Annotated in this window: 21 protein-coding genes; 3 read left to right on the top strand and 18 right to left on the bottom strand. The window is 73.9% G+C overall.

The genetic code is table 11. The features are described from left to right. From OKX07_RS06045 to OKX07_RS06020, 6 genes are all read right to left on the bottom strand, one after another. The gene (locus OKX07_RS06045) at nt 1-750 is read right to left on the bottom strand and encodes an alpha/beta fold hydrolase (protein ID WP_265630939.1); all 750 of its coding nucleotides are present in this window, start codon (nt 748-750) and stop codon (nt 1-3) included. A 172-nt stretch (nt 751-922) separates the two neighbouring features. After that, nucleotides 923-1,819, bottom strand: a complete 897-nt coding sequence (locus tag OKX07_RS06040) for an HAD family hydrolase (RefSeq protein ID WP_265630938.1) — start codon at nt 1,817-1,819, stop codon at nt 923-925. Then, nucleotides 1,816-2,121 (bottom strand): hypothetical protein, encoded by a 306-nt coding sequence (locus OKX07_RS06035; RefSeq protein WP_265630937.1) that lies wholly within the window; start codon nt 2,119-2,121, stop codon nt 1,816-1,818. Before OKX07_RS06035 ends, OKX07_RS06040 begins: the two co-directional genes overlap by 4 nt. Nucleotides 2,122-2,268: 147 nt before the next feature. Continuing rightward, complete coding sequence (locus tag OKX07_RS06030; RefSeq protein WP_265630936.1) at nt 2,269-3,714, bottom strand: GH1 family beta-glucosidase; 1,446 nt, start codon at nt 3,712-3,714, stop codon at nt 2,269-2,271. Between the two features lie 137 nt (nt 3,715-3,851). Further along, entirely contained in the window at nt 3,852-6,125 is a 2,274-nt protein-coding gene (gene yicI / locus OKX07_RS06025) for an alpha-xylosidase (RefSeq protein ID WP_265630935.1), read from the bottom strand. After that, nucleotides 6,122-8,173, bottom strand: coding sequence for a beta-galactosidase (locus OKX07_RS06020; RefSeq protein ID WP_265630934.1), 2,052 nt, complete (start codon nt 8,171-8,173; stop codon nt 6,122-6,124). The genes yicI and OKX07_RS06020 overlap by 4 nt, the downstream gene beginning before the upstream one ends. 281 nt (nt 8,174-8,454) lie before the next feature. On the opposite strand from OKX07_RS06020, the gene OKX07_RS06015 reads away from it, so the two are divergent. Next, nucleotides 8,455-9,462, top strand: coding sequence for a LacI family DNA-binding transcriptional regulator (locus OKX07_RS06015; protein ID WP_265630933.1), 1,008 nt, complete (start codon nt 8,455-8,457; stop codon nt 9,460-9,462). Between the two features lie 44 nt (nt 9,463-9,506). Here OKX07_RS06015 and OKX07_RS06010 read toward each other — a convergent pair whose 3' ends face one another. Genes OKX07_RS06010 through OKX07_RS06000 form a run of 3 tightly spaced genes read right to left on the bottom strand, consistent with a single transcriptional unit; the run spans nt 9,507 to nt 13,179 of the window. Continuing rightward, the gene (locus OKX07_RS06010; RefSeq protein WP_265630932.1) at nt 9,507-10,493 is read right to left on the bottom strand and encodes a carbohydrate ABC transporter permease; all 987 of its coding nucleotides are present in this window, start codon (nt 10,491-10,493) and stop codon (nt 9,507-9,509) included. Further along, nucleotides 10,490-11,524, bottom strand: a complete 1,035-nt coding sequence (locus OKX07_RS06005; RefSeq protein ID WP_416220835.1) for an ABC transporter permease — start codon at nt 11,522-11,524, stop codon at nt 10,490-10,492. The genes OKX07_RS06010 and OKX07_RS06005 overlap by 4 nt, the downstream gene beginning before the upstream one ends. Next, a complete protein-coding gene (locus tag OKX07_RS06000) occupies nt 11,521-13,179 on the bottom strand; it encodes an extracellular solute-binding protein (RefSeq protein WP_265630931.1) in 1,659 nt (552 codons plus the stop codon). Before OKX07_RS06000 ends, OKX07_RS06005 begins: the two co-directional genes overlap by 4 nt. Nucleotides 13,180-13,515: 336 nt before the next feature. Here OKX07_RS06000 and OKX07_RS05995 point away from each other — a divergent pair, with 336 nt between their 5' ends. Continuing rightward, on the top strand, nt 13,516-16,383 hold the full coding sequence (locus OKX07_RS05995) for a glycoside hydrolase family 3 C-terminal domain-containing protein (RefSeq protein WP_265630930.1): 2,868 nt from the start codon (nt 13,516-13,518) through the stop codon (nt 16,381-16,383). Between the two features lie 33 nt (nt 16,384-16,416). Here the strand turns inward: OKX07_RS05995 and OKX07_RS05990 are convergent, their stop codons facing one another. From OKX07_RS05990 to OKX07_RS05970, 5 genes are all read right to left on the bottom strand, one after another. Then, the gene (locus OKX07_RS05990) at nt 16,417-17,664 is read right to left on the bottom strand and encodes an N-acetylglucosamine-6-phosphate deacetylase (RefSeq protein ID WP_265630929.1); all 1,248 of its coding nucleotides are present in this window, start codon (nt 17,662-17,664) and stop codon (nt 16,417-16,419) included. A gap of 88 nt (nt 17,665-17,752) precedes the next feature. Then, on the bottom strand, nt 17,753-18,187 hold the full coding sequence (locus OKX07_RS05985) for a hypothetical protein (RefSeq protein ID WP_265630928.1): 435 nt from the start codon (nt 18,185-18,187) through the stop codon (nt 17,753-17,755). Next, nucleotides 18,184-18,846, bottom strand: a complete 663-nt coding sequence (locus tag OKX07_RS05980) for a TetR/AcrR family transcriptional regulator (protein ID WP_265630927.1) — start codon at nt 18,844-18,846, stop codon at nt 18,184-18,186. The genes OKX07_RS05985 and OKX07_RS05980 overlap by 4 nt, the downstream gene beginning before the upstream one ends. Then, nucleotides 18,843-19,364: a hypothetical protein gene (locus OKX07_RS05975; RefSeq protein WP_265630926.1), complete on the bottom strand. Its 522-nt coding sequence runs from the start codon at nt 19,362-19,364 to the stop codon at nt 18,843-18,845. The genes OKX07_RS05980 and OKX07_RS05975 overlap by 4 nt, the downstream gene beginning before the upstream one ends. Before the next feature lie 75 nt (nt 19,365-19,439). Continuing rightward, entirely contained in the window at nt 19,440-19,742 is a 303-nt protein-coding gene (locus tag OKX07_RS05970; protein WP_265630925.1) for a helix-turn-helix domain-containing protein, read from the bottom strand. A 63-nt stretch (nt 19,743-19,805) separates the two neighbouring features. Here OKX07_RS05970 and map point away from each other — a divergent pair, with 63 nt between their 5' ends. Next, nucleotides 19,806-20,606: a type I methionyl aminopeptidase gene (map, locus tag OKX07_RS05965; RefSeq protein WP_265630924.1), complete on the top strand. Its 801-nt coding sequence runs from the start codon at nt 19,806-19,808 to the stop codon at nt 20,604-20,606. On the opposite strand, the gene nucS is transcribed toward map, so the two are convergent. The 4 genes from nucS to atpD are packed head-to-tail and all read right to left on the bottom strand — an operon-like array spanning nt 20,603 to nt 23,650. Beyond that, nucleotides 20,603-21,298 (bottom strand): endonuclease NucS, encoded by a 696-nt coding sequence (nucS, locus tag OKX07_RS05960; RefSeq protein ID WP_265630923.1) that lies wholly within the window; start codon nt 21,296-21,298, stop codon nt 20,603-20,605. The genes map and nucS overlap by 4 nt on opposite strands. 58 nt (nt 21,299-21,356) lie before the next feature. Further along, entirely contained in the window at nt 21,357-21,797 is a 441-nt protein-coding gene (locus tag OKX07_RS05955; RefSeq protein ID WP_265630922.1) for a DUF2550 family protein, read from the bottom strand. Between the two features lie 30 nt (nt 21,798-21,827). Continuing rightward, complete coding sequence (locus OKX07_RS05950) at nt 21,828-22,115, bottom strand: F0F1 ATP synthase subunit epsilon (protein ID WP_265630921.1); 288 nt, start codon at nt 22,113-22,115, stop codon at nt 21,828-21,830. Nucleotides 22,116-22,162: 47 nt separating this feature from the next. Then, complete coding sequence (gene atpD / locus OKX07_RS05945) at nt 22,163-23,650, bottom strand: F0F1 ATP synthase subunit beta (protein WP_265630920.1); 1,488 nt, start codon at nt 23,648-23,650, stop codon at nt 22,163-22,165. Nucleotides 23,651-23,677 lie beyond the last annotated feature (27 nt).

Genomic DNA, 23,677 nt, shown 5'->3' with positions numbered 1-23,677 from the left:
CTACGCGGTGGGGCCGTCGGCGCGCTGCGCGAGCTCGTCGAGCGCGGTCGCGACGGCCGCGGGGTCCTCGACCGCGGACAGGTGTCCCACGCGCGGGACCACGACGAGCAGCGACCGCGCCGCCGTCGTCGTCATGTGCTCGGCGGCGTCGGTCCCCGTGACGGTGTCCTCGTCGCCGACGACGACCGTGACGGGCCCGTCGAACGCCCGGAGCGCGTCCGTGCGGTCGGGGCGTGCGGACATCGCCCGCTGCGCCCAGGCGACGCGCGCCGGGTCCTGCTCCTCGACCCAGGCGGCGACCCGGTCGCGGACCTCGGGCCGCGCGGCGAGGGTCGACTCCCCCAGCAGGACGTCGACCATGCCGCGCACCGGCTCGACGCTGCCCGCGTCCTCGACGTCGCGCGCGATGCGCAGACGGTTGGCGGCAGCCTCGGGGGTGTCCGCGGTCGCCTTGGTGTCGACGAGCGCGAGCCCGGCGACGAGGTCGGGGTGGCGGTCCAGCAGCGCGAGCGCGACGTAGCCACCCATCGACAGACCGGCGACCACGGCCCGCCCGCCGGCCGCCCGGATCAGGTCCGCGACGCGGTCGGCGGCCTCCTCGAGCGCGGGCGCCGGCAGCTCGTCACCGGCGGGCACGGGCAGGTCGGGGGCGATCACCTCCCGGGTGCCGGCGAGGTCGGCGGCGACGGCGTCCCACATCCGGTGGTCGAGCGGGAAGGCGTGCAGCAGGACGATCGGGGTCGCGGTCATGCGTCCTCCTTCGGTGCGGTCGGGACCCGCGTCGGCCGTGTCGGCCGTGGGACCTCGCCGACGGGGGTGAGCTGTCCGGGGTGCGCAGCGCGACGTCCTCGCGGGTGCGGTTGGACGGTCAGGGAGTGGTGCCGGTGCCGTCGTGCGGCGGCGGTGCGCATCGCCGTCGACACTACCGAGGGCGTGGCCCCTCCGCGGCCCGGGCGCGGGCGCGCGCGACGAGGGCGGCGCGTTCCAGCAGCACCGCGACGCCGTCGTCGGCGTTGGAGGGCAGCGTCTCGTGCGCCGCCGCCGCGACCGCGGGGTGGGCGTTGGCGACCGCGAAGGCACGTCCTGCCCAGCCGAGCATCGGCAGGTCGTTGGGCGCGTCGCCGACCGCCCACACGTGCGCGGGCGCGATGCCGCGGGCCGCGGCCCACGCCGCGAGCGTGGCCGCCTTGGTCACCCCGGGCGCCGCGATCTCACCGAGCGCCCCCGCGGCCGACGAGGTCACGTGCGCGAGGTCGCCGATCACGGCCTGCGCGTCGGCGACGAACGAGTCGGCGTCCTGCGCGCGGCCCGGCGCCCGCAGCAGGAGCTTGAGCGTCGTGGCCGGCAGCACGTCCTCGAGGCGCGCGGCGCTCGGGCTGCCGGGAGGCACGACGTGCTCGGAGACGAAGCCGTGCTCGGACGCGAACCCCTGGGCGCTCTCGGCCGCCAGGTGGACCGCGTCGTCGCCCCACGCCGCGCGCAGCCGGGCGGCGACGGCGGCGACGCGGCGGCGGTCCATGCCGTGCTCCTCGAGCACGCGCAGCCCGGCGACGTCCACGACGGACGCGCCGTTGGCGCAGATCGCGACGCCGTGGCCGGCGACGTGGGACGCGAGGTCCGCGAGCCAGCGGTGCGGCCGGGCCGTGACGAACACGACGTCGAGCCCGGCGGACTCCGCGTCCGCGAGCGCGGCGGCGGTGCGCGCCGAGACGGTGCCGTCGGGCAGCAGGAGCGTGCCGTCGAGGTCGCTGGCGACGAGACGGACGTCGTCCGGGCCCACCGCACGGGTCGGGCGCGTGTCGCGGGGGGCGGCGCTCACCGGCGCGTCGGTCCGCGTCGGGTGCGGGCCTGCCAGCAGGCGGGGTGCCAGTGCCGGCGCTCGTCGAGGCCGTCGCCCCGCCAGGTGTCGGTGCGCCACGCGACGACGTGGTCGATGCCTGCCGGGACGGTCTGGTCGCAGCCGGGGCACCGGTACTCCCGGTCGGAGCCCCGCACCTGCTGCACGACCCACTCCCCGTCGGGCCCCGCCTCGGCGCGTCGGCCGCCCGTGGCGCGCTCGACGTCGAGCGGCACGTACGGCGCGCCGTACGGTCGGCGCTCGGAGCGGCGGGAGCGGGGCACGGCACCATCCTCGCCCGGCCGACGCCGCCCGCACCAACGGCCGACCCACCGGCGCCGACACCACGCCGACCGGAACCCTGCTCCCCGCACGGGTCGTCGTACGGGGAGCGGTGTTCCGGTCGGCGTGGTCGGGCGGCCTTGCGGGTGTCAGAGGGTCGCGGCGGACTCCGGCGTGGGGATCGCGCCGGTACGGACCAGCTCTCGGTACCAGCGGGCGGAGTCCTTCAGGGTGCGCACCTGCGTGTCGTAGTCGACGTGCACGACGCCGAAGCGCCGGTCGTAGCCGTAGGCCCACTCGAAGTTGTCGAAGAGCGACCACACGAAGTAGCCGCGCACGTCGACGCCCTTGTCCATGGCCTCGCCGACGGCGTCGAGGTGGTCGTGCAGGTAGGCGACGCGGTCGACGTCGTGCACGCGGCCGTCCTCGACCGTGTCGTAGAACGCGGCGCCGTTCTCGGTGATCGCGAGCGGCAGCGCGGGGTAGCGCTCGTGGAGCTCGAGCAGCAGGTCGACGAGGCCCTGCGGCTCGATGTTCCAGCCCATCGCGGTGTACGGGCCGGGCTGCTTGAGCCACTCGGCGTGGTCGGCCCCGACCCAGGGGCTGACGACGGACGACCGGTGGCCGTCGGGGCCGGGCTTGCCGTCGCCGACGGGCGGGGTGCCGTGCTGCACGCGACCCGTGGAGTAGTAGTTGACGCCGAGCACGTCGATCGGCACGCGGATGAGCTCGAGGTCGCCGTCCTGCACGAAGGACCAGTCGGTGATCGCCGCCGTGTCGGCGAACACGCGCTCGGGGTACGCGCCGTCGAGGAGCGGGCCGAGGAAGACCTCGTTCGCGACGGTGTCGATGCGGCGCTTGGCTTCGACGTCGGCCGGCGCGGGCGACGCAGCGCGGGTCACGTGCAGGTTGAGCGTGATCGAGACGGGGGTGTCGGCACCGAGCTCGTCACGGATCGCGGTGGCGGCCAGGCCGTGCGCGAGGTTGAGGTGGTGCACCGCGGCGAGCGCGGCGGCGGGGTCGGCGACGCCGGGGGCGTGGACGCCGGAGCCGTAGCCGAGGAACGACGAGCACCAGGGCTCGTTGAGCGTCGTCCACAGGTGGATGCGCTCGCCCAGGGCGCGGGCGACGACGCGCGCGTACTCGGCGAAGGCCAGGGCGGTGGCGCGGCTGGTCCAGCCGCCCTCGTCCTCGAGCGCCTGCGGCAGGTCCCAGTGGTACAGCGTCACGACGGGCTTGATGCCCGCGGCGATGAGCCGGTCGACGAGGTCGGAGTAGAAGTCGAGCCCGGCCTGGTTGACCTCGCCGGTGCCCGTGGGCATGACCCGGGACCACGCGATCGAGAACCGGTAGGCCTGCAGGCCGAGGTCCTGCATGATCGCGACGTCCTGCGGGACGCGGTGGTAGTGGTCGACGGCGACGTCGCCGGTGTCGCCGTTGAGGACCTTGCCGGGGGTGTGCGAGAACGTGTCCCAGATCGACGGTCCGCGGCCGTCCTCGTGGGCCGCGCCCTCGATCTGGTAAGAGGCGGTGGCCGAGCCCCAGAGGAAGTCCCCGGGGAAGCTGCGGCCGGACGTCCGGGTGGTGCTGGTCATGTGGTGGCCTCCGGGCGTGGGGGGTCAGGTGGTCGCGCAGCACCGGTGCCGCGCAGATCGAATCGATACGATACACACCTTGGGACCGCTCCCGCACCCCTGGGACGACTTGCGGAGGCCCCGGACGGGCCCCACGGTCAGGCGGGCACCTCGACGTGCGCGGTCCCCGCCGGGACGTCGTGACGCTCGCGACCGTGCACCTGGACGGCCCACGCACCGGGCGCGCCCGTCGCGCGGACGCGGACCGTCCCGCCCTCCCGACGCACGTCGAAGACGGCCTCCCCGGCACCGCTGGGCACGCGCAGCGTCGAGCGGTGACCGTCGGGCAGCTCGACGAGCAGCAGCGTCACGCCGTCGGCGTGGTCGCGGTCCGGCCGGTCGTGGTGCGCCCCCACCGGCAGCACCGTCCCCGGGCGGACGTACAGCGGCACCGAGTCGAACCCGTGCCGCTCGCGCACCCACCGGGGACCCGTGACCTGCTCACCGCTCAGCAGCGACGTCCACGTGCCGTCGGGCACGTACACGTCGACGTCGCCCGCCGCGGAGAACACGGGCGCCACCAGCAGCGACTCCCCCAGCATGTACTGGGTGTCGACGGTCGCCGCACCGCGGTCGTCCGGGAACTCGAGCACCATCGGGCGCATCACCGGCAGGCCCTCCTCGTGCGCGACGCGCCCCGCCTGCGACAGGTACGGCATGAGCGACATCTTCAGCCGCGTGAAGCGCCGCGTGACGTCGACCGCCTCGTCGTCGAAGGCCCACGGCACCCGGTAGGAGTCCGAGCCGTGCAGCCGGCTGTGCGACGACAGCAGGCCGAAGGGCAGCCACCGCTTGAAGACCGCCGCGTCGGGCGCACCCTCGAAGCCGCCGATGTCGTGGCTCCAGAACCCGAAGCCGGACAGCGCGAGGGACAGCCCGCCGCGCAGCGACTCCGCCATCGAGACGAACGTCGACTCGCAGTCCCCGCCCCAGTGCACGGGGAACTGCTGGCCGCCCGCGGTGGCCGAGCGCGCGAACAGCACCGCCTCGCCGGGCCCGCGCTCGGCCTCCAGCAGGTCGAACACGCACCGGTTGTACAGGTGCGTGTAGTAGTTGTGCATGCGCTGCGGGTCCGAGCCGTCGTGCCAGACGACGTCCGTGGGGATGCGCTCGCCGAAGTCGGTCTTGAAGCAGTCGACCCCCTGGTCGAGCAGGACCCGCAGCTTGCCCTGGTACCAGGCCACCGCGTCGGGGTTCGTGAAGTCGACCAGCCCCATGCCGGCCTGCCACAGGTTCCACTGCCACACCGAGCCGTCGGGGTTCTTCACCAGGTAGCCGAGGTCCATGCCCTCGGCGAAGAGCACCGAGCGCTGCGCGATGTAGGGGTTGATCCACACGCAGATGCGCAGACCGCGGTCCTTGAGCCGGCGCAGCATGCCCTCGGGGTCCGGGAACGTGCCCGGGTCCCAGATGAAGTCGCTCCAGTGGAACCGCCGCATCCAGAAGCAGTCGAAGTGGAAGACGCTCAGCGGCAGGTCGCGCTCGGCCATGCCGTCGACGAAGTGCGTGACCGTCGCCTCGTCGTAGCTCGTCGTGAAGGACGTCGAGAGCCACAGGCCGTACGACCAGTCGGGCACGCGCGCCGGCCGGCCCGTCAGCGCCGTGTACCGACGCAGGACGTCCTTGGGCGTCGGGCCGGCGATGACGAAGTACGTCAGGGACTGCCCCTCGACGGAGAACTGCGCGCGCGACACGACCTCGGTGCCGATCTCGAACGACACCCGCTCGGGCTGGTCGACGAACACGCCGTACCCCGCGTCGGACAGGTAGAACGGCACGTTCTTGTACGCCTGGTCGCTGGCCGTGCCGCCGTCGGCGTTCCAGATGTCGACGGTCTGGCCGTTCTTCACCAGGGACCCGAAGCGCTCCCCGAGCCCGTACACGTGCTCCCCCACGCCCAGCGTCAGCTGCTCGCGCACGTAGTGCCGCCCCGCCGCGTCGGTGAGGACGCCCACGCTGCGCGCCATGGACGACGTCAGCACCCGCCCGTCGGCCACGAACTCGACGGACCAGTCACCCTCCGTCGCGACGCGCGCCTCCAGGGAGCCCGAGCGCAGGGTCGCGACCGGCTCACCGGTGAGCTGCGGCGTCGTGATCTTCACGTCCCCGACGCTGCGGTGCAGCTCGAACCGCGGACCCCGGTCCAGGCCACCCTGGAAGTGCTCGATCGTCACGCCCACGACGCCGTCCATCGGCGAGTGCAGCGTCACGGTGACCAGGGGCCGGTTGAGCGTGTCGCCGCGCCTGACGATGGGCGCGGTCGACGCGTACACCGTGAGGGTGTCCTCGCCCGCGACCACGTCGTCGACCTGTCGCGGGCGCAGCTCGGTCACGCCGGGCAGGAGCTGCCAGTAGCCGTCGGTGAACTTCATCGGGTCCTCTCGATCAGGGCAAGTGCGCCGTGCGGGGGCAGCGGCACGCGGCCGGCGACGGCCGTGTCGGTGAGCAGGTCGTGCCACGGGGCACCGGGGGTGCCGCAGACGGTGTCGAGCTCCACGGCGCGCGGCCGGTCGCTCGCGTTGAGGCAGAAGACGACGTCGCCGCGACGGACGACCTCGACGTCGGGGTCGGCGCGCACGCCGACGGGACCCGCGACGCCGGCCGCGTCGAGGCACGCGCGCACGACGGCGGCGACCCCGTCCTGCGCGAGCAGCGCGCCGACGTACCAGCCCTCGCCGCCGCCGGTGTGCCGGCGGCGCAGCACCAGCGGGCAGCCGTCGAGGTCCCCGCCGTCGACGGTCGCGAGCGCCTCGCCGTCGTCGACCCGCAGGCGCTCGGCCCAGTCGTGGACCTGCCCGTCGCCCAGCAGGGCGGAGCGCACGCGCACCCCCGCGGCGGCCAGGGGCACGTGCTCCTCCCCCGATCCGCCGACGAGATCGGCGAACGGGGCCGGGAACCGCCCGGTGCGCACGTGCGCGTCCTGGTCGGTCACGCCGGAGAACGGCCCGAGCAGCAGCACGCCGCCGCGCTCGACGACGCGACGCAGCCCCGGGACGTGCGCGTCGTCGACCAGGAAGAGCTGCGGCGCGACCACCAGGTCGTACGCGTCGAGGTCCGCACCGGGCGGCACGACGTCGACGCCGATGCCCGCCGCCCACAGCGGCCGGTAGTAGGCGAGGAGCTGCGGCAGCACGCGCAGCCGGTCGGAGGGGCCGCCGGGCTCCTCGGCCGCCCACCAGCTCGCCCAGTCGACGACCAGCGCGGTGCGCGCCGGCACCCGCGCCCCGACGACCGGCCGCAGCCGCGCGAGCTCGGCACCGTGCGCGACGACCGCACGGTGCAGCGCCGTGTCCGGCCCGGCGTGCGGGACGAGCGCCGAGTGGAAGCGCTCGGCGCCGACCACCGAGGCGCGCCACTGGAAGAAGCAGGAGCCGTCCGCGCCGCGTGCCACCGCCCGCAGCGAGTCGAGGCGCAGCTGCGCGGCCGTCTTGGGCACGTTGTGCGGCCGCCAGCTGACCGCACCGGCGGCCTGCTCCATCACCAGCCACGGTCGTCCGCCTGCCAGCCCGCGCGCGAGGTCGTGCTGCAGCGCGACCCGCACGACGTCCGCCGGGTCCGCGGGGTCGCCGTAGACGTCGTCCGCGACGACGTCGAGGTGCGGCGCCCAGCGCCAGTAGTCGGTCGGGTGGTGGAAGCCCATGAGGTTGGTGGTCACAGGGACACCGGGCGCGTGCTCGCGGATCACGTCGCGCTGCTCGCGGTAGAGGGCGAGGAGCTGGTCGGAGGCGAAGCGCCGGTGGTCCAGCCGTTGGGTCGGGTTGATGAGGTACGGGGCGGCGCGCGGGGGCAGCACCTGCGTCCACTCGTCGTAGCGCTGGCTCCAGAAGGTCGTCCCCCACGCCCGGTTGAGCTCGTCGAGGGTCCCGTGGCGCTCCCGCAGCCAGGCGCGGAAGGCGTCGGCGCAGTGCTCGCAGAAGCAGACCTGGCCGTACTCGTTGCCGACGTGCCACATCCGGACGCCCGGGTGGGCGCCGTACCGGGCCGCGAGCACGCGCGCCACGGACAGCGCCCGCTCGCGGTAGTGCGGGGACGAGGGGCAGAAGTGGTTGCGCGAGCCGTGGGACAGGCGCACGCCGTCGGCGGTGACGGCACGCGTCCCGGGCCACCGCGTGCCCAGCCACGGCGGGGGCGACGCCGTGGGGGTCGCGAGGTCGACGAGGATGCCGTGGTCGGCGGCCAGGTCGACGACGCGGTCGAGCCAGTCGAGCTCGTAGCGGCCGGGCCGGGGTTCGAGCGTCGCCCAGGAGAAGACGCCGACGGTGACGAGGTTGACGCCGGCGGCGCGCATGAGCGCGACGTCCTCGCGCCACACGTCGGGGTGCCACTGCTCGGGGTTCCAGTCCGCGCCGTAGAGCAGGCCGACGTCGTCGGTCAGCCGGGACAGCCGCGCGTGCGACGCGAGCCCTGCGGAGGCCGTCATCGTCGCGCCCCGGTGTCGTCGTGCGGCGGCACGCGGTCGTCGAAGCGCTTCACGAGGAACAGGGTTCCACGGCCGCCCCCGACCCCGCCACAACCCCGGCCAGCAGCAGGACACCTGACCAGGTCGCAGGTGAAGCGCTTACGTGTGACGACCCGCCAGCCGGCCGCGCCACGACGTCCCGGCGTCCGCGGCCGCACGCGCCCACCGCACGCTAGGGTGATGCGGATCACGCGGTGCGGGCGCGAGACAACAGGCGCGCGGCACGTGACGAACGGAGCGACGTGGCGATCACCATCGACGATGTGGCACGGGCGGCAGGGGTGTCGACCTCCACCGTGTCCTACGTGCTGTCCGGCAAGCGGCCGATCTCCGCACCGACCCGCCAGCGGGTCGAGCGCGCCATCCGCGACCTGGGTTACCGACCCCACGCCGGCGCCCGCGCGCTCGCGTCCAGCCGCACCAACGTGCTGGCCCTCATGGCACCGCTGCGCGTCGACGTCGACGTCTCGGTGATCATGCAGTTCGTCACCGGCGTCGTCACCGCCGCCCGCACCTTCGACCACGACGTCCTGCTGCTCACGGCCGACGAGATCGCCGGCATGGAGCGCGTCGCGTCCGGCTCGATGGTCGACGCCCTGGTCATGATGGACATCGAGGCCGACGACCCGCGCGTGCCCGTGCTCGCGAGCCTGAGCCAGCCCGCCGTCCTCATCGGCCTGCCGCGCGACCCCGAGGGCCTGTCGTGCGTCGACCTGGACTTCGACGCCGCCGGGCAGCTCGCCGTCCGGCACCTGGCGCGCCTCGGCCACCGGAAGATCGCCCTCATCGGGTCGCCCCGTGCGGTCCTCGAACGTCACACGTCCTACGCCCAGCGCATGATGGACGGCTTCCGGCGCGGGACGGCGGACGCCGGCATCGAGGGTGTCATCGAGCCCTGCGAGTCCTCGATGGTGGGCGCGGTCGCCGCGGTCGACCGCGTGCTCGACCGGCTGCCCGACGTCACGGGCCTCGTCGTGCACAACGAGGTCGCCCTGCCCTGGGTGATCGCGACCCTGCGCGACCGCGGCCGTCACGTGCCGGACGACGTCTCGGTCGTCGCGGTGTGCCCGCCCGACGTCGCAGCCGGGCAGCCCCTGCCGCTGACGAACGTCGACATCCCCGCCCACACCATCGGCAAGGTCGCCGTCGAGATGGCCATGGCGCGCGTCGAGCGGGACGAGCCCGCCGAGACCCGGCTGCTGGCGCCGGTCCTCGTCGAGCGCGCGAGCACGGTCGCCCCCCGGCGCTGACCCTCGACCCGGGACCGTCGGTCCCACTGCGTCGTCCACGCCGCTCAGCCCTTGATCGCGCCGAAGATGACGCCCTTGGTGAAGTGCCGCTGCACGAACGGGTAGACGATCAGGATCGGCACGATCGCCAGCACCATGACCGCCATCTTCACCGGCAGACCGGTGACCGCACCGGTCGCGACGTCGACCTGGCCGACGCCCGACCCCGGCAGGGTCACGCCCTGCAGCACGTAGGACCGCAGCACGAGCTGCAGGGGCCACTTCGCGTTGTCGTTGATGTACAGGATCGCGTTGAAGAACGCGTTCCAGTAGCCGACGCCGTAGAACAGGGCGACGACCGCGACGACCGCGCGGGACATCGGCAGCACGATCCGCCCGAGGATGCGCCAGTCCCCCGCGCCGTCGACGCGCGCGGCGTCCAGGATCGCCGGCTCCAGGTGCATGAAGAAGTTCCGCAGGATCAGCACGTTGAACGCCGAGACCGCCCCGGGCAGGATCAGCGCCCAGTACGAGTCGATCAGCCCGAGCTCGCTGACCAGCAGGTACGTCGGGATCAAGCCCGCACCGAAGAACATCGTGATGAGGAAGACGAACAGGATCGGGCGGTGCCACAGGGACGACGGGCGCGACAGCCCGTACGCCGCGAGCACCGACACGATGGTCGAGAGCACGGTACCGACCGCCGTGATCCCCGAGCTGACGAGCGCGGCCCGCGTGACGATGCCGCCCGACAGGATCTGCCGGTAGGCGTTGAGCGTCAGCTCACCCGGGACCGTCACGAGGCCGCCCGCGCGGATCGTCTCGGCCTGCGTCGACAGGCTCGTCAGGACCACCGTCCACAGCGGGAACAGCACCGCGAGCACGACGCACGCCAGGACGACGACCTTCACGACGGCACCGACGGGCGTCGCCGGCTCCTCCCACGCGGGGCGGTGGCGCGAGCGCCGACGGCGACGCGCGGGTGGCCGGGCGAATGGCACGAGCGCCACCCCGGCGTCGATCTGCGGGCTCTGAGGAGATCCGGTGCTCATGACTTCTGGTACACCCCCGACTCGCCGAAGACGTGCGCGAGCTTGTTGGCGCCGAGGACCAGCGCCAGGCTGACGACGCCCTTGACGAGGCCGGCCGCGGCCGCGAAGCCCCAGTCCCCGTAGATGACGCCCTGGTAGTAGACGAACGTGTCGATGACCTCTGCGACATCGGCCCCCACGGCCCCGCGTTGCAGGATCAGCTGCTCGAACCCGACGGTGAGCGCGTCGCCCAGCCGCAGGATCAGCAGCAGGACGATGACCGGCCGCAGTGTGGGCAACGTGATGTGCCACATCCGGCGCCACCGGTTCGCGCCGTCGACCGCGGAGGCCTCGTACAGCTCGGGCGAGACCGTCGAGAGGGCGGCGAGGAAGATGATGATCCCCCAGCCAGCGTCCTTCCAGACCGACTGCATGGTCACCAGGACGAGGAACGTGTCGGGGTTCGTCATGAGGTCGAAGCCCGACCCGAGGCCCGCGTCGCGCAGCGTCTGGTTGATCAGCCCCGCCCCGCCGAAGATCTGCTGGAAGATCGTCACGACCAGCACCCACGAGAAGAAGTGCGGCAGGTAGACGATCGACTGGATCGTCGTGCGGACCTGCGGCGTGATCACGCTGTGCAGCAGCAGGGCCAGCACGATCGGCACGGGGAAGAAGAACACGAGCTGGAACGCGGTGATGACGAGGGTGTTCTCGACCGCGTCGAGGAACAGCGGGTTCGAGAAGACGCGCTCGAAGTTGGCCCACCCGACGAACGGGCTGGCGAGGAAGCCCGCGTACGGCGAGTAGCTCTGCCAGGCGATGATGTTGCCGAGCATCGGGACGTACGCGAACACGGCGAGCAGCAGCACCGCCGGCAGCACCATGACGAGCAGGGCGCCGTCGCGCCGCAGCCGGGTGCGCAGCGAGAGCCGGCGGACGGGGGGCGTGTCTCGCCGGGGCCCCCGGGGCGTCGCCGCCGGGGCCCGGACCGGGTCGGGCGTCGCGGCGGCCCCCCCGCCGCCGCGGCGCGCGATCTCGTCGAGGCTCGTCACTGCGCGTCCAGGATCTCCTGGTAGAAGACGCGCAGCTCCTCGCCGCCGGACGACCGCCACGTCTCGACCGCGCCGTCGAGGTCGTCGAGGGACTTGCGTCCTCGCGAGATGTCCTTCTCGAGGTCGACGAACGGCTGCGCGATGGACGCGAACTGCGTGGGCTCGACGATCTGCTGGGCGTAGAACAGCGGGTCCGTGATGTGCTCGGCAGCGTTCTGCTGCCACACCGACGACGCCTCGACGAACCCCGGGTACTGCACGCGGGTGTTCGCGATCGGACCGTCGACGAGGAAGATGTACGTCGGCTGCAGCTCGGTCGCCGCGAGCTCGGTCGGGACCGGCAGACCGTCGTCGCCCCGTGTGAAGTGCACGCCCTCGACGCCGTTCTGCACGAGGTCGAACTCGGTGGTCCCGAAGGGTGCGGCGAGCACGTTCGCGAGCTGCAGGAGCTCGCGGATCCGCGCCTCGTCGTCGGTCTTCTTGAGGAACGAGAAGATGTTGGCGGGGTTGCCCTTGAAGAGCACGGGCGTGCCGCCGGACGCCTCGAACGGGTCGAAGGGCTGCTGCCAGTACGCGGGGTTGCTCGCGAGGTTATCGCGCAGCGCCTCGTGCCAGGCGCCGATGCCGTCGTTCATGATCAGCGAGGCCCCGGACTGGAACCGTGTCTTGGCCTCGCCGCTCTGGTCGGCGACCGCGTCGGGGTGGACCGCGCCGGACGCGAAGAGCTCGGCGTTCCAGGCGAGCGCGGCCCGGTACTCCTCAGTCTCGACGCGGTGCACCAGCCGGTCCCCGTCGAGCCGCCACTTCGGCGGCACCGAGTGGATCATCGCGGCGGTGTTCCACAGGTCCTCGGTGCCCCAGCGCCCGCCGCCCGTGAGCTCCTGGGCCAGGTCGAGGAGGTCCTGTCCGGTGCGGACGTCGGGGGTGATGCCGAGCCCGTCCAGGACGTCCTTGCGGTAGAAGGTCGCGTCGGTGATGATCTCGCCCGGGAACGGCAGGCCGTAGAGCCGGCCGTTGAAGACGCAGAACCGCCACGCGTCGGTGGGGATGTTCGCCAGGTTCGGGTAGTCCTTGACCTTGTCCCCGCCCAGGTGGTCGGACAGGTCCTGGAAGACGTTCGGGACGATCTCGGAGCCGAAGCGCGACGGGACGTTCCACGTCGGGACGCAGACCCAGTCCGGGACGTCCTTGGCCGAGGCGAGGACGGTCGCGAGCTTGTCGCCGTAGGTGTTGCCGTCGGTGATCTGGAACTCGACGGTCGAGCCCAGCATGTCGTTCACGGCCGCGTAGTACTGGTTGCCGTCCGACGGCGGGATCGTGCCCCACAGCGGGGTCATGGCGGTGAACGTCGACCCGCTCCCGGGGGCCCCGGGGACCGACTGCACCAGCTCGCTCGGCAGCGTCGCGTAGCCCGGCGTGGAGCCGTTGACGCTGGGGAAGTCCGGCTCGACGTAGTCGATCGGGACGTACGTCGGCAGGACGTCGCCCGACGGCGGGGCGCCGGGGGCTGCGGCCGGTGGTGCGTCACCGGAGCCGCAGGCGGTGAGCAGGGACGGTACGCCGACGACGGCGGCGCCCGCGGCGACCATGCCGAGGAACGAGCGACGGCGGACCGGCAGCTCCCCGATGCGCGTGGTGGAGGTGGTGGTGTTCATCAGCGCCCTTCACTCCCTCGTGACGGTGGACGTGCGGTGGTCCGGCTGCCTGGACTCCTCGCTCCCCGGCGACGACGGGGGTCGGGGCTTCGATGACCCGACGGGGCGGCTGACAGTCGAAGCGGTTCGATGCAGTTCGCTTCCGGAAATGTAAGCCACGTCACGCATCGGAGGCAAGATGCGCGAAGCAGACAGCGGAAAGTTGTCACCTCCGGACGATTCGACCACCATGGGTGATCGCGGCTCCCGGGTCCAGTCATCGAAACGGTTCGATCGCGATGGGTCCGGAAACCGGACGACCGCACCAGCGACCGACGACGCAGGACGAGGAGTGACGTGGCCGACGACGCCCGCGGCTGGCTCGACGCGGACCTGCCCGTCCCGCAGCGCGCCGCCGCGCTGCTCGCCCGCCTCACCCGCACCGAGAGGGTCGCGCTGCTGCACCAGCACGCGCCGGGCGTTCCCCGGCTCGGGCTCGCCGCGTTCCGCACCGGCGCCGAGGCGCTGCACGGCGTCGCGTGGCTCGGGACCGCCACCGTCTTCCCCCAGCCCGTCGGGCTCGCGGCCACCTGGGACGCGGACCTGCTCGAGCGCGTCGGCGCGGTCGTCGGCACCGAGCTGCGGGCCAAGCACGCCGCGGACCCCACGGTCTCGCTCAACGTCTGGGCGCCCGTGGTCAACCCGTTGCGCCACCCCCGTTGGGGGCGCACCGAGGAGGGCTTCTCGAGCGACCCCCACGTGACCGCGTGGCTGGCCGGGGCCTACGCGCGCGGCCTGCGCGGCGACCACCCGACGTACTGGCGCACGGTCCCGACCCTCAAGCACTTCCTCGGGTACGGGGCCGAGACCGACCGCGCAGTGGCGAGCGCGCAGCTGCGCCCGCGCGTCCTGCGGGAGTACGAGCTGCCCGCCTACCTCGGGCCGGTCGCCGCCGGCGTCGTCGGGGCCGTCATGCCGTCGTACAACCTCGTGAACGGCCGGCCCACGCACCTGTCGGGCGAGCTGCTCGACGAGCTGCGCGCAGCCGCCCGCACCTCGCTGCTCGTCGTGTCCGACGCGGCCGCCCCCGGCAACGTCGTGACGTCCCAGCGCTACCACGACGACCACGTCGCGTCGCACGCCGCCCTGCTGCGGGCCGGCATCGACTCGTTCACCGACAACGACGCCGACCCGTCACCCACCGTCGAGCGCATCACGGCCGCTCTGGACCGCGGTCTGCTCACGCCGGACGATGTCGACCGCGCCGTCCTGCGCCAGCTCGAGCTGCGGATCCGCACCGGTGAGCTCGACCCCGACCTCGACCCGTGGCGGGTCGGCGCGGACGCGCTCGACCTGCCCGCGCACCGCGCGCTGGCCCGCGAGGCCACCGCCCGCGCGGTCGTCGTGCTGGAGAACGACGGCGTGCTGCCGCTGCCCCCCGACGCGTCCGTGGCCGTCGTCGGACCGCACGCGAGCCGTGTCCTGCACGACTGGTACTCCGGGACGCCCCCGTACCTCGTCGGCCTGGGCACCGCGCTCGCCGAGCGGCTCGGCGCGGGTCGCGTGCACGTCGCGGACGGCGCCGACCGCGTCGCCCTCACGTCGTCGAGCACGGGCCGCGGCGTTCGCGCGCTGGCGGACGGCACGCTCGTCGCCGACGCCGACGCCGACGCCGACAAGACGAGCGCCCACGACGTCACCGACTGGGGCGACGGCCTGCTCACCCTGCGGGACGTCGCCTCCGACCGGCTGTGGAGCGGCGCCGGCTGGGTCGTGCGCGCCGACGCCACGCGCGTCGGCGGGTGGGTCGTCCAGGAGTCGTTCCGCCACCACCGCCACGGCGACGGGACGTGGTCGCTGCAGCACGTCGGCTCGGGGCGCTGGGTGCGCGTGCAGCACGACGAGGCGGGCACGCTCGTCGCCGAGGCGCACGACGTCGCGCACGCCGAGCGCTTCGGTGTCCGCCTGCTGCGCGACGGCGTGCAGGACGTCGCGCGGGCCGCGGGTGCCGCCGACGTCGTCCTCGTCACCGCCGGGAACGACCCCCACCTGCACGGACGCGAGACCGAGGACCGCCCGCACCTCGACCTGCCCGACCGGCAGGTCGACCTGTGGCGTGCCGCCGCGGACGCCGCGCCGCGGGCGGTGCTGCTCGTCGTGTCGTCGTACCCCTACGTGCTCGTCGCCGCCACCGACGACGCGGTCGCGGTCGTGTGGTCGTCGCACGGCGGGCAGGAGCTCGGCCACGGCCTCGTCGACGTGCTGCTCGGCGACGTCGAGCCCACCGGGCGGCTCGCCCAGGAGTGGCCCGCCGACGCGGCCCAGGCGGGCGATCTGCTCGACCACGACATCCTCGCGACGCGCGCGACGCACTGGTACTCCCCCACGCCGCCGCGCTACGGGCTCGGGCACGGACTGACGTACGGCGACGTCCGGTACACGGACCTGCGACGCGGTGCCCCAGCGGGCCTCGTCCGCCACGGCGACGAGGTCGTCGTCGACGTCACCGTCGAGAACCGCGGCGTGCGGCCCGCGCGCGAGCTCGTCCAGGTGTACGTCGACGCCCCCGGGCACCGGCTGCCCTACCCGCACCGGCTCGTCGCGCACGCGCGGGTCGACGTGCCGGCGGGCGCGCAGGTCGTCGCCACGCTGCACGTGCCCGTCGCCGACCTCGCCGTCTGGGACGTCACGCGCGACCGGTGGGTGGTCGAGCCGGGCCGCTACGTGCTGTCCGCCGGGCCGTCGAGCGCGCTCGCCACGCTCCGGGTCGAGGTGGACGTCGACGGCGAGCCCGTGCCGCCGCGGGACGTGGCGACACGGCCCGTCCGCGCCGCCGACGCCGACGACCTCACCGACGTCGACCTCGCCGAGACCACCCGGGAGGCCGGGACGTGCGTGCAGGTGCGGCGCGGGCGTGCGGGCGGCAGCGTGCTCCTGCGCGACTGCGTCGTCGGCTCCGCGGCCGGCGTCGAGCTCACCGTCGCGCGCACCCGGCCCGGGACGGCGTCGGTCGAGGTGGTGGACGACGCGACGGGCACGGTGCTCGCCCGCGCCGACGTCCCCGCCGACGGTGCGCGGCACGACTGGCGGACGGTGACGGTCCCGCTCACCCCGGCCGCGCGGCCCCCGCTGCCGCTCGGCTCGGCACCGGACGACGGGATTGTGCGCGACCTGCGGCTGCGGCTGCACGGCGCCGCCCGCGTCGCCACGATCCGCCTGACGTGACCGTCGCCGCGTCCCCGGAGGGGTGGACCGGCGTCAGGCGACCCAGGCGCCCGCGCGCGCGACCCGCACGGGGCGCAGGTCGGCCGTCGTGACGACGAGGTCGGCGCGGCGGCCCGGGACGAGCGCGCCCACGTCGTGCCGGCCCAGCACCTGCGCGGGGGTCGCCGACGCGGCGCGGACCGCGTCGACCAGGGGCACCCCCGCCCCGACGGTCGCGCGCACGACGTCGAGCAGGTGCGCGACACCGCCCGCGATCGCACCGCCGTGCGGCGTGCCGTCCGCGTCGTGCTCGAGGACCCGCGCGACACCGTCCGCCACGCGCACCGTCGTCGGCCCCAGCCGGTAGTCGCCGTCGGGCATGCCGGCGGCCGCCATCGCGTCGGTCACGAGCACGGCGCCGTCCGGCCCGACGAGGTCCAGCACCGTCCGCACCGTCGCGGGCGCGAGGTGCGTGCCGTCGGCGACGAGCTCGACGACCAGCTCGCCGCGCGCCGCCGCCGCGAGGCACGCGGCCACCGGACCGGGGTCGCGGTGGTGCCAGGGGCGCATGCCGTTGAACAGGTGGGTGGCCGTGGCCCGCGGCCCCCGGGCCCGCGGCGCCGTGGCGAGCAGGTCGAACGCCCGCGTCACCGCGGCCTCGACCTCCTCGGCCGAGGCGTCCGTGTGCCCGATCGACGGCAGCGCCCCGGCGGCGACGAGCGCGGCGAGCACGTCGTCGCCCTCGTCCGCGACCCCCGGCACCTCAGGGGCGACCGTCATCGAGACCAGGTGGCCGAGCGCCGCGGCGGCGATCTCACGGACCAGGTCCGCGTCGCCCGCGACCATGTCCTGCGGGTGCTGCGCACCGCAGCGCACGCGGGACAGGAACGGGCCCTCGAGGTGGATCCCGGCGACGACGCCGGCGTCCGCGGCCTCGGCCAGCAGGGCGGTGCGGGTCAGCAGCACGTCCCGTGGGGCGGTGACCAGCGAGGCGACCAGCGTGGTCGTGCCGTGGCGCAGGTGCTCGTCGGCGGCGCGGCGCACGTCGTCGAGGCCGGTCGCGTCGGGGAAGCCCGCGCCGCCACCGCCGTGGCAGTGCAGGTCGACCAGTCCGGGCAGCACCCGGGTGCCTGCCGCGGGTGCCGACGGCAGGTGCTCGGGCGGCACGTCCGCCGCCGGCCCGACCCACGCGACCCGCTCGTCCCAGACGACGACGACCGCGTCGGGCAGCACCGCCGTCGGGGTGACGACGTCCCCGCGGATCAGCAGCGCACCGGCCAGGTCGGGGAGGTCGTTCACCATGCCCGCATCATCCCGCATGCCCCCACACCCGCCGAACGGTGACTTCGGCGGCCCGTGACGGGTCAGAAGCCGCCGAAGTCGCGGTTCGTCACGGTGACTCGGCCTGGCTCCTGGCGTCGCGTCGCCGACGGACGACACCCGCCGCGGCGCCGCCCACGAGACCGCCGATCGCCGGCAGCGTCACCAGGTCGTGCACGACCCCGGCCGACGACTGCCACGGCCACGCCGAGGTCAGCACCCAGGTCTGCACGACGCCGATCAGCAGCCCGCCGACCAGGCCGAGGACGGCGTAGACCGCCAGGGAACCACCGGCCCGCGGCAGGACGGCGCGCGCCAGCACCACCAGCGGCACGGCGCACAGCACGGCCGGTCCCGCGGCGTAGACGAGCCACACCGTCGGCTCCGTGACGACGCCCGCGCCCGGACCGTCGGCGACCAGGACCGACACCGCGCGCACGAGCCACACCGTGAGCACGGCGACCACGACCCCCACCACCGCCGGGGCCGTCCAGTGCCGCGTCACGAGCGGACGGACGCGAAGAGGCGCAGCACGTCCTGTGCTGCACCCGACGCCACGGGCAGCCGCGAGAGGGAGACGAGGCGACCGACGAGCGGCGCGACGCCGTCGACGAGCGTGCGCGTGCGGCGCGCGTCCGGTGAGGTGTCGTGCACCCAGAACACCGTGAGCCCGACCTGCGCGAGCCACAGCAGCTCGGGCAGGTCGGCGCGCAGCGCGGCCGGCACCGCGGGCCGCGCGCCGTCGACGACCTCCCGGAACAGCGAGCGGCTGAGGTCCGCGGTCGACGCCGACGAGTCCGAGAAGGGGCTCGCGGGCGACCCGGGCCGGATCGCCGCGCCGACCGACTCCACGCCGAACTGGCGGTACGGCGTGAAGGCGTCGATCCCGGCGTGCAGGGCCGTCCGCAGGCGCGCGGCCAGGTCGCCACCGTCCTGCAGGAGCGCGCGCGCCTGCGCGACCTGCGTCCGGTTGACCTCGAGGTAGAGCTCCTGCACCAGGTCGTCCTTGGAACCGAAGTGGTGGTATGCGTTGCCGACCGCCACGCCGGCCTCCTGGGCGACGACGCGCATGGTCGTCGCGTCGTGACCGCGCTCGCGGAACAGCCGGAGGGCCGTGGTGCGGATGAGCTCGCGGGTCTCGTCCGCCGAGCGGCGGGCGCTCACGCCGCCACCACCGCGTCGACGGGCGACGGCGCGTCGGCCCAGCGCCGGGCGCGGCGCCGACGGGCGACCCCCAGCAGGAACCGACCGCCGCCGGCGCCCAGGGCGCCCTCCGCCGCGGCCAGCAGCACGAGGGGAGCGTCGAGGGCGTACGTCCGGCCCACGCCGCACAGCAGGACGCACGAGACGGCGCCGACCAGCGCGAAGACCGCCACGTGGCGGCTCTCCCGCGGTTCGCGCCGCAGGAGCCCGGCGGTCAGGACGCCGAGCGGCCAACCGATCACGAGGACGGGCACCAGCGCGATGAAGGACGCGAACGCGAGCATCATGCCGACCGTTGCCACGCCGGGCCAGACGGACGACAGCGCCAAGCCGACGACGGCGAGGGCGACGTGCACCACCACGAGCAGCAGACCGCACCAGCCGGTCAGCTCGAGCACGGCCAGGGGGCCGTGGTCCTCGGCGCGGAGGCTCGCTCGCGGGACCTCGGGGGCAGCTGCGGCGGCGGGGATCGTGTCCATGGGTTGAGTGAACACGTTCAGATGAACATGTTCAAGTGGGTGGTGGGTCACACCGGCGCTCATCAGGGACCGCCGTCAGGACGCGAGGCGTGAGGGGGCTCGTGAGCCTGCGGCGTGCCGGTCCGCGTCAGCGACCGGGTCGTCGACCTCCGCCCACAAGGCATCCAGCGAGAGCCCGAGGACGGCCGCGATCGCGGCCACGGTCGGGAACGCGGGGGTCGCCACGCGGCCGGACTCGATCTTGCGCAGGGTCTCCGGCGACACCCCCGCGTCGAGCGCGGTGACGAGCATCGACCGGGCGCCACGGGCGCGGCGCAGGGCGGCGCCGAGGCGCCGTCCGCGCTCGACCTCGGCGGGGGTGAGGGGCAGTCGGACCATGGCGCGATCCTAGACCGGGATAGTCTGGCCGGGATAGTTATTGGACCAGGAGGACGCGACCCGATGATCGAGATCTACCGCCCGGCGGACCTGCCCCGCGCCCGAGCCGCCGGCGCCCTCGTCGCCGACATCCTGCAGACCCTGCGAGGCCGCGCCACCGCCGGGACGAACCTGCTCGACATCGACCGGTGGGCGCGCACCATGATCACCGACGCCGGCGCCCGGTCCTGCTACGTCGACTACGCGCCGCCCTTCGGGCGCGGACCGTTCGGCCACCACATCTGCACGTCCGTGAACGACGCCGTGCTCCACGGCCGACCGCACGACCGCACGCTCGTCGACGGCGACCTGCTGACGCTCGACCTCGCGGTCGCCACGGGCGGGATCGTCGCGGACTCGGCCGTCAGCTTCGTCGTCGGCGGCGTCGCGTCCCCGCAGGACGCGGCGCTGATCCGGGCGACCGAGCGCGCGCTGGCGGCGGGGATCGCCGCCGCCGTCCCCGGCGCCCGCATCGGGGACCTGGCCCATGCCATCGGCACGGTCCTGACCGACGCGGGGTACCCGATCAACACCGAGTTCGGCGGTCACGGCGTCGGCTCGACCATGCACCAGGACCCGCACGTGCCCAACACCGGACGCCCCGGCCGCGGGTACCGGCTGCGCCCCGGGCTCCTGCTGGCGCTGGAGCCGTGGGTCATGGCGGACACCGCCGAGCTCGTCACCGACGCCGACGGCTGGACCCTGCGCAGCGCGACCGGCTGCCGGACCGCGCACAGCGAGCACACGATCGCGATCACCGACGACGGTCCAGAGGTCCTCACGCGGCGGTCGGAGGAGGTCGGTGCGGTGGGCGCCGCGGGCTAGAAGAGCCGCGAGTCCACGTCGTCGACGCCCCGCATCGCGTCGTAGTCGAGCACGAGGCACGCGATCCCGCGGTCCGTCGCGAGCACCCGGGCCTGCGGCTTGATCTCCTGCGCCGCGAACACGCCGCGCACCGGGCTCAGCATCGGGTCGCGGTTGAGCAGGTCGAGGTACCTCGTCAGCTGCTCGACGCCGTCGATGTCCCCGCGGCGCTTGATCTCGACGGCCACGTTGCCGCCGTCAGGTGCCCGCGCCAGGATGTCGACGGGCCCGATCGGCGTCGGGTACTCGCGGCGCACCAGCGTGTGCCCGGAGCCGAGCAGCGCGATCTGCGCCGCCAGGAGCTCCTGCAGGTGCGCCTCGACGCCGTCCTTGACCAGCCCCGGGTCGACGCCCAGCGCGTGCGCCGAGTCGTGGTGCACGTCGAACAGGTCGATGACGAGGCGGTCGTCGGACTTGGCGTGCTGCACGGTCCACACCTGCGTCACGCCGGCGGCACGCTGCTCGTCGTCCGGCTCCCCCACCGCGAGCGAGCAGGGCGGGCTCATCCAGTTCAGCGGCTTGTACGACCCACCGTCGGAGTGCAGCAGCACCGAGCCGTCGGCCTTGACCACGAGGAGCCGGCGCGCCCGCGGCAGGTGCGCCGACAGCCGGCCCGTGTACCGCGCGGCGCACTCCGCGACCACCAGCCGCATGCACTCCTCCTCGTTGCCGGGCGGACCGCGGCGCCCGTGGCACCCGCACCGCCCGCCGTCAGATGACCTTGCCGACCCTCGCCGGTGTCGCCTCGAGCCACGACGTGAACCCGGCGTACGCGTCCTGCGACATCTGCAGCCGGATCTCCCGCTCCGGGCCGCCGCCCGACGGCACCACGCGGCAGCGCGCCACCACGGCCTGCGGGCGACCCGGGACGGGCGGCAGCACGATGCGCTCGAGGACGACGATGCTGCTGCGGCTCCACGTGCGCGCCGGCCGCGGCATCACCGACATCCGCCGCCACCAGTACAGGGTCACCGCCCCGTACTGGGCGACGCCGCGGTCCGACGACGACGCCACGTCCTCGCACAGCACGCACGAGAACGCGCCGACCCGCCGCGCCAGCGTGCGTGTGCGGGACAGCCACAGGCAGCCCGTGGCGCCGACGACGACGACGAGCGACGCCACGACGACGGCGACCAGCACCGCACCGCTCACGCCGCGACCTCCACGCCGACGTCGGACCGGTCAGTGCCCGGTCGCGGCGGCGTCGGCCGACCCGGAGACGGAGTCGACCACCACCGTGACCTGGTCCGAGTCGACCGACAGGAAACCGCCGTCGACCTGCCACGAGAGCGACGCGCCGCCGCCGGCCGGGACGACGCGCACCGCGCCGGGCCGCAGCACCGACAGGATCGGTGTGTGCCCCGCGAGGATGCCGATGTCACCGTCGGCGGCGGGAGCCGACACCAGACGCGCCGCGCCGGACCAGACCTTGCCGTCCGCTGCGACGATGTCGACCTCGAGCTGTGCCACCGTGAAGCCTCCTGAGTCCGTGGGTACGTCGCCTGTCGCCCGAGGGCTCAGACGCCGTACTCCTTCTGGATGCGGGCCCAGTTGCGCTCGAGGTCCTCGAGGCCACCGATGTTGAAGAACGCCTGCTCCGCCATGTGGTCGAACTCGCCCTCGGCGATCTTCTTGAACGCCTCGACCGTCTCGGTGACGGGCACCGTCGAGCCGACGACGCCGGTGAACTTCTCGGCCATGTACGTGTTCTGGGAGAGGAACTGCTGGATGCGGCGCGCACGCGCCACGATCGTCTTGTCCTCCTCCGACAGCTCGTCGACACCGAGGATCGCGATGATGTCCTGGAGCTCCTTGTTGCGCTGCAGGATCGACTTGACCTGCGTCGCGACGTCGTAGTGCTCCTGGCCCACGTACCGGGGGTCGAGGATGCGGCTCGTCGAGGAGAGCGGGTCGACGGCCGGGTACAGGCCGCGCGACGCGATCTCACGGCTGAGCTCGGTCGTCGCGTCGAGGTGCGCGAAGGTCGTCGCCGGCGCGGGGTCGGTGTAGTCGTCGGCGGGCACGTAGATGGCCTGCAGCGACGTGATCGAGTGCCCGCGCGTCGAGGTGATGCGCTCCTGCAGCTGACCCATCTCGTCCGCGAGGTTCGGCTGGTAGCCGACCGCGGACGGCATGCGGCCGAGCAGCGTCGAGACCTCGGAACCGGCCTGCGTGAAGCGGAAGATGTTGTCGATGAACAGCAGCACGTCCTGCTTCTGCACGTCGCGGAAGTACTCCGCCATCGTCAGCGCCGACAGGGCGACGCGCAGACGCGTGCCCGGCGGCTCGTCCATCTGGCCGAAGACGAGGGCGGTCTTGTCGAAGACCCCCGCCTCCTCCATCTCGACGATGAGGTCGTTGCCCTCACGCGTGCGCTCACCGACACCGGCGAACACCGACACACCGCCGTGGTCCTGCGCGACGCGCTGGATCATCTCCTGGATCAGGACGGTCTTGCCGACGCCCGCGCCGCCGAACAGGCCGATCTTCCCGCCCTGCACGTACGGCGTGAGCAGGTCGATGACCTTGATGCCGGTCTCGAACATCGTCGTCTTCGACTCGAGCTGGTCGAAGGCCGGGGGCTTGCGGTGGATCGGCCAGCGCTCGGTGATCTCGAGCTTCTCGCCGGGGGCGAGGTTGAGCACCTCACCGATGACGTTGAAGACGTGGCCCTTGGTCACGTCGCCGACGGGCACCGAGATCGGCTGACCCGTGTCGCGCACCTGCGCGCCACGGACCAGTCCGTCGGTCGGCTTCAGCGCGACCGCACGGACGAGCGAGTCGCCCAGGTGCTGCTCGACCTCGAGCGTCATCGTGAAGCCACCGGTGGCCTCACCCTCGCCCTGCGTCGAGAGGTCGATCTCGACCTCGAGCGCGTTGTAGATCTCCGGGATCTGGTCCGGCGGGAACTCGATGTCCACGACGGGCCCGATGACCCGCGCGACCCGGCCGACGCCGGGCGTGCCGGCGTTCGCGGCCGTCGGGTCGACGGTGGTGGCGGTCATGTCTGCCTCGCTTCGCTCGTCCGGGCG

The organism is Cellulomonas sp. S1-8, assembly GCF_026184235.1.
Lineage (GTDB): Bacteria > Actinomycetota > Actinomycetes > Actinomycetales > Cellulomonadaceae > Cellulomonas.
Note: the sequence above shows the minus strand (reverse complement) of the source record. Positions and strands in the feature narration are given on the sequence as shown.